This is a genomic window from Treponema pectinovorum, assembly GCF_900497595.1.
Lineage (GTDB): Bacteria > Spirochaetota > Spirochaetia > Treponematales > Treponemataceae > Treponema_D > Treponema_D pectinovorum.
Map to the genome: position 1 here is coordinate 45,230 of NZ_UFQO01000008.1, position 6,366 is coordinate 51,595.

Consider the following 6,366-nt stretch of genomic DNA (forward strand, 5'->3'; position numbering starts at 1 on the left):
CGTTAGATTTTTTTCACAGTTTTTTCATGGTATAGGTGAATAATTGCGTTATACTTTCCGATAATAAATTCGAGAATTTGGATATTTTTGTTTATTTGCATCTTTTAATAAGCCATTATATTCTGCATTGCAAATAAATTAAAAAGTTTAAAACAAGGAGCAAAAATGTTTAAAAAGGGATTAGTCATTTTAACTTCAATCATTTTGGGGACAACTGTTTTTGCGTTAGGGAAGCGAGATATAGACGAAAGAGAAGTTTCGCAGATAGACAGTTGGCAGGAAGAATTTGATATAAGTTCCAAAAAAGAAGGTAAGTACAATGTAATAACAGTTGTAGAGGACAAAGGTGGAAACACTACTATTGGAGGTCCTTTCAATATCTTTATAGACCCAGATTCCGATTATACAATTTCTGGAATAACAAACCCAATACAAAATATGCGAGTTCCTGGTAACTTGAATATCGTAGGAACTTGTATAGACGACGACGGCGTTCAAGAAGTTTGGTTGATTTTTGACGGTGGAGAACCTGTAAAAGCAAATGGCAAAGAATTTTGGTCTTATTATTTAGATACAACTCAACTTGCAGAAGGCTCTCATACAATAGAAGTTTACGGAGTTGACATAAACGGTCTTTCCTCTATTTCTAAGCCAAAAAAGAAAGCCTATGTTACTTGGAATTTGGACAGAAGACTTCCAGAAACAAAGGTCACGAATTTAGAACTTGGCACTTTGGTTTCTGGTAAAATTGAATTAAAAGGTGAAGTTTCTGACGGTAACGGAATAAAATCGCTCTACTATTCTTTAGACGGAAGAAAAACTTTTTCACAATTAAAACTTAAGGAAGATAAAAAAACAGGAATCTGCACTTTTGAACTTCCTCTTGATACAAGAAAAACTCAAGACGGTGCTGCTGTATGCTGGTTCAAATCGACCGATAAGATGGGTTCTGTCGGATATAATTCATTTTTATACTTTATAGATAACACAAAGCCAGATGTAAAAATTGTCTCGCCGGCAGAAAATGAAGTTGCAAACGGTCGGTTTGGAGTTACAGGTTTTGCAAAAGATAAAATCGGAATAAAAAAATTGACTTGGGCGTGTGCAGGGCAAACTGGAGAATTTGAACTTACACCAGGAAATCCATATTGGTATAAAGAAATAGATTCAACAGGATTTACAAAAAATATTGAATTTTCCGTTACAGCGTTAGATACCGCAGGAAACGAAGTTACTGTAAAAAAGGTTATTCCTTTAAATCAAGACGCAGACAAACCAACTGTTTCAATAGAATATCCTGCTGAAGGAGGAACTGTAGAAAGCGAAGCTGGAAACGTGTTTTTGCGAGGTATAGCATTTGATGATGATGCAGTCGCTTCTGTTGAATACAGTTTAGACGGAGGCGAAACTTCTGTTTTAGAAACAAATGGAGTTTTTTACGCTCTTCTTTCTGGGGATAAAGAGCTTTCCGCTGGTAAGCACACTGTAACTGTTACTGCAACGGATTTATATGGCGTAAAAGGCAAGCCTGCAACAGCGACTTTTATTTCAAGAGGGAACTCGCTTCAGTTTTCTGAACCAAAGATAGTATCATCTCAAGGTGAATTTTCTGTTTTTGCAGATGTGGAAATTCATCCAGAAGCAAACCCTAAATACGAAACAACAGTTTCTTGTGAGGCAGGAATTTCTTCTGTAGGGTATCAGATAAATTGGGGCTCAAATGGTTCAAAAACTGGAGAAGTAAATTTCAAAGCAGGGGAAAAATCTGTTCCTTTGAGCATCGCTCTTAGCGGTGACGATATCGCCTGGGGAACTGTAACTCTTACAATAAGTGCGACAGATATCTATAACAGAACTTCAATTCAAAAATCTGCTATAAAAATAAAAGATTTAACGGACATAACCGTTGAAAAACCAGAATTAGTATTCAGCGACAGCCGCATATCAGAAAATGGCGACATTTTAAACGACCTTGAATGCCCTGTAAGTGGATATTTTGTAGGCGGAAAGATAAAAAGCGCAACGTTAAATCCTTCAACACCATTTGCAACAATATCTTACGATGAGCACTCTGTAACTTTGCACGCAGTAGAATCTGCTGGAAGCTCTGCTCCTGTTAAAGTAAGGGTTGTTGCAGATAATGGAATCGTTTACGAAAGCAGACCTTTGGTTTTTCATTCTGACTTTCCATCCCCTGAAATTTCTGTAGAAAACGAAGAAGAAAATTTAGAGTTCACGATGAAGCCAGACGGCACTTATCTTCAGCCGCTTTTAAAAGTCCACGTTCGAGGAAAGGTTTCATCATTAACGCCTTTAACTTCTTTAACTTATAGGATTGGCTCTATCGCCGCAGAATGCGATTCAAAAAATCCAGAGACCTTTGTTACTTCGGATATTGTTTGGAGCGAAGTTGAAAATCTTCCTGCAAAGAATGGAGATTTTTCTTTTGAACTTGAACCTTCAACTCTTGTAAACGGAATCTCGTTGGTAGAAATTGTTGCAAACAACGGCAAGCAAGCGGCAGCGTCCGTCATGATAAGAAAAATCGAGCCACGAGATATTGACCCCAAAAAAGCAGTTGCTGTTCACAAATGGGTAGATTCTGTTGACGTTTATTGCGCGATAATCTGCCATACCCAAACACAAGATTTTAAACGCGTATTTTTGCGTTCACAAATGCCAGGTGGAAATCCTGTTTTAACCGTAAAAGATTCTTCTGGAAAAGAAACAAAATACACGACAAAAAAAGATGGCAATGCGAAAGTATTTATATCTTCTGTTGCAGGAAGGGATTATGCTTCTGGAATGCAGGTTGCTGTTCCTAGAGGTGTAGTAAAAGATTCTCCTGTAACGGCAACTGCAACCATAGTTTCTGATTATCCAATAACCAGTTTAAACTGGACTATCGACGGGGAAGATGTTCCTGGTGGCGACAAAACTCAAGCTGGAAAAATCGATGCAAAATCATTAAGACAGAAAGATTCAACGCATTATGAAGCCGACATTCCTCTTTCTAACTTGCCAAGCCGTCTGACTTCTATAAAACTTGTTGCAGAAAGTGCACAGGGCAGTGCTTCTTTTAGCGGCACCGTTGCAATCGTAAGAGAAAGAGATTCTTCGCTTTTGGACAACGAGAAAAAAATATACTGGATTCCATCGGAAAATGCTCCTTATGATGAGGCGAATAGTCGTTATGTTTTAAAAACCGCTACAAAATTTACAGCCTTTGCAAACGTGTATTCGCCAGTTACAGTAAGTTTTGCTCAAGCGCAAACTGGACTTTCGTTTTCTGTGGAAGGAAAATACATATACATAACTGCGGAAAAAGAAGGTCTTTACAAAAATGTTGTTCTAAAAATTACAGATGCGTTAGGAATTGTTTATAATTCGACACCAGTAACTTTGCTCGTGGACGATTTTGCTCCAACGGCAGAACTGGTCGCTCCAGAAACAAAAAAATGGGTTCAAACAGGAACAAACCTTTCTGTAAAGGCGACAGATACAAATGGAATTGCAAGCGTTGAGTATTCTTTAGACGCAGGAGAATCTTGGAATTCTGCAAAACCGGAGAATTCTACAACCTATTCTGCAACTCTTAATTTGCAAGAAAAAGAAGATGGACTTATTCCTCTCGGTGTTCGCGTAAAAGACAATGCAGGAAAAATCACTTACACTCAAACTGTAATCCAAAAAGATACTACAGTTCCAGAAGTTGAAGTTATTCTTCCTGTTGCACAAGATATTGTAAACGGCGAAAACCTTATCGCGTTTAGGGTAAAAGATAATGGTCATCTTAATAGAGCGGAATATCTTGCTCCAAAAGCGAATAGCAAAGAAAAGGTTAATCCTATAGAAATTCCTCTTGGGCCTATGGTTGTAACTCACATTGGAACAGTTGAAAAGCCAATAAACGATCTTATGATATTCAATTTTTACGATGATGCAGGCAATGTTGCTACGATACGAAAATGGGATTTCATAATAGATCAAAAATCGGATTTGCCTATAGCAGAAGTTCATTTGCCAGAAGAAGAGGCTGTAATTACGACGGATTTTGTTATCTCTGGAGTTGTTTTAGATGATGACGGCCCTGCAAAAATCTACTATAAGATTGACAACGGCGACTACAGGCTTTCTTCAGAAGAATACGGAACAACTTTTTCTATAAGCGTACCGCTTTCTTCTATGAAAGATAATGAACACAAAGTAACCGTTTATGCAGAAGATTTAAATGGCGTAAAAGGTCCTGAATTCGTTCGAAACTTTAAAATTTCTCTAGAAGAGCCAAAAGGTGCTGTAGAAACGCCACCTATAGATCAGACTGTACGCGATTGGGTAAAGCTTTCTGGAATCGCGACTGACAAAAATGGAATAAGCAAAGTTTTAATTTCTGTGGATGGCGGTAATACTTATAACGAAGCCAAAGGAAATTTCGCGCACGAAACAGAAAAATCTAATTGGACTTACGAATTTGATACTCGCGTTGTTGAAGATGGAACTCATGTTGTGTTCTTAAAAGTTGTCGATTGGTTTGGAATCGAAGGACTTTACTCATCTTTGATTAACATCGACAATACGGCACCAAAAATCGACCTAGAACTTCCACTAGACGATTCTAAAACGACAAAGATGCTCTTCTTTTCTGGTCAAACAACAGACAATATTGGGCTCGATAAACTTTACATAACGATTCGCTCGCTGGAAGGAAAAACTGTAAGTTCAAAACTTGCACGCTTGGATCTTGTTCCTGGCGAGATAATTTCGCAGTCAATCGATATGTCATCGCTTCCAGACGGATTTTACAACATTGAATTGACAGGGCTCGACGTTGCAAACAACATCACAAGAGTTTCCAGAAATGTTCAGCTCGATAAAACTGCTGCAGTCGCAAAAGTTGATTTGTTGTATCCGCTTAATGGAGAATTTGTACAAGGTGTATTCAATATATATGGAACTGCTGTGAGCGAGATAAATATCGAAAACCTTGAACTGCTCATAGACGGTCAAAAAGCCGCAGAAACGCAGTTGAGTTCAAGCGGATATTATAAATTCAATCTTACTCCAGAATTGATAGCCGAAGGTCAGCATAAAATTCAGGTTAAGGCAAATCTTTCAAACGCTTCTTCTATTATGTCGAACGAACAGTATATAAATTACAATTCTGTTGGTCCTTGGGTTACAATCGACAACTTTACTTATGGCGATTTTGCGATGGACAGACCTTATATCGTTGGAAACGCAGGTTATTCAATAGCAGAAGATGAATTGATTGCTGCAAAAACAAAAGGCGCATCAAACGAAATTAAATCCGCTGTCGCTGCAAAATCTGTCGAAAAAGTTGAAATCTCTCTCAACAATGGCAAATCATTTAAAGAAGTTTCAACTTCTGGCAAATGGCGATACAGAGTTGAAAATGAAGATATTGCAGAAGGCTATCATTTCTTGTTAGTTCGTGCCACAATGCGTAACGGCGAAAAAGCGGTTTCAAGAACTATTGTTCAAGTCGATAAGACAAGTCCAAATGTTAGATTGATAAGCCCTGGAGAAGGCGGAAGATTCAACCAAACTCTCGAAGTAAGCGGCTTGGCTCATGACAATGTAGCGCTCAGAAGTGTAACGCTTGCACTTCGCAAAGGCGATAAAGCTACTTATGAAGTTCCAACGTTCATTCAAGGTCTCTATTTGGATTGGCACTTTTGGGGCGCAACCCTGTTTGACATTGGCGTAGGACTTTCGTTCTTTAACGACAACGTTCGCTTACAGGCGCAGTGGGGACAGTTTACGCAGACGCAAAGAAATATGTTCAGCAAAACAGATTTCCGTTACGGAGGCGATAGCATCTTTGGTGGAAAAATCCTTGCAAACGTAGTCTATCTTCCATTTATGTACTTCTTAGGTCGCGACTATGAATGGCTTTCTGCCAATATTACGGTTGGTGCAAACTTTACAAGATTTAACGAATCTGCATCTGGAAAGCCGCAAATACTTTCTGCAGTTCTTGCACAGTTGGAATTCCCTCGTATAACTTTTGCAAAGCAGAAGATGTTCCGAACGATTGCATTCTATACCGAAGGCCAGCTGTGGTTTGTTCCAACCGATGTAAACTCGCAGGTCGATGTCGAAAATCTTATTCCACAGATTTCCGTTGGGCTTAGGGTAAACGTGTTCTAGTTTTTGCTATAATTAGCAAAACGGTTTGATTTTTTTTCATAGAGGCGGTTCGGCACAGCCTTTCGGCGGAGCCGTCGCTATGTGCGCCCTTCGCTAACGCTCATCCTCCTCGGCAGCACGAGGGTGCTGCCTGCGGTGGACTTACGGGGCTTCCAGCGCTACCGCAGAACAGCGATCAGCAGCCCCCGCAGGCAC

Annotated in this window: 1 protein-coding gene; it reads left to right on the forward strand. The window is 39.3% G+C overall.

Annotated features, from left to right (window positions below):
- The first annotated feature begins 165 nt into the window (after positions 1-165).
- Positions 166-6,171: an Ig-like domain-containing protein gene (locus FXX65_RS09515; protein WP_147616072.1), complete on the forward strand. Its 6,006-nt coding sequence runs from the start codon at positions 166-168 to the stop codon at positions 6,169-6,171.
- The last annotated feature ends 195 nt before the right edge of the window (positions 6,172-6,366 follow it).

Bases quoted from the DNA above. Each gene is read 5' to 3' on its own strand.
- FXX65_RS09515 (WP_147616072.1), top strand. From the start codon at position 166: ATGTTTAAAAAGGGATTAGTCATTTTAACTTCAATCATTTTGGGGACA.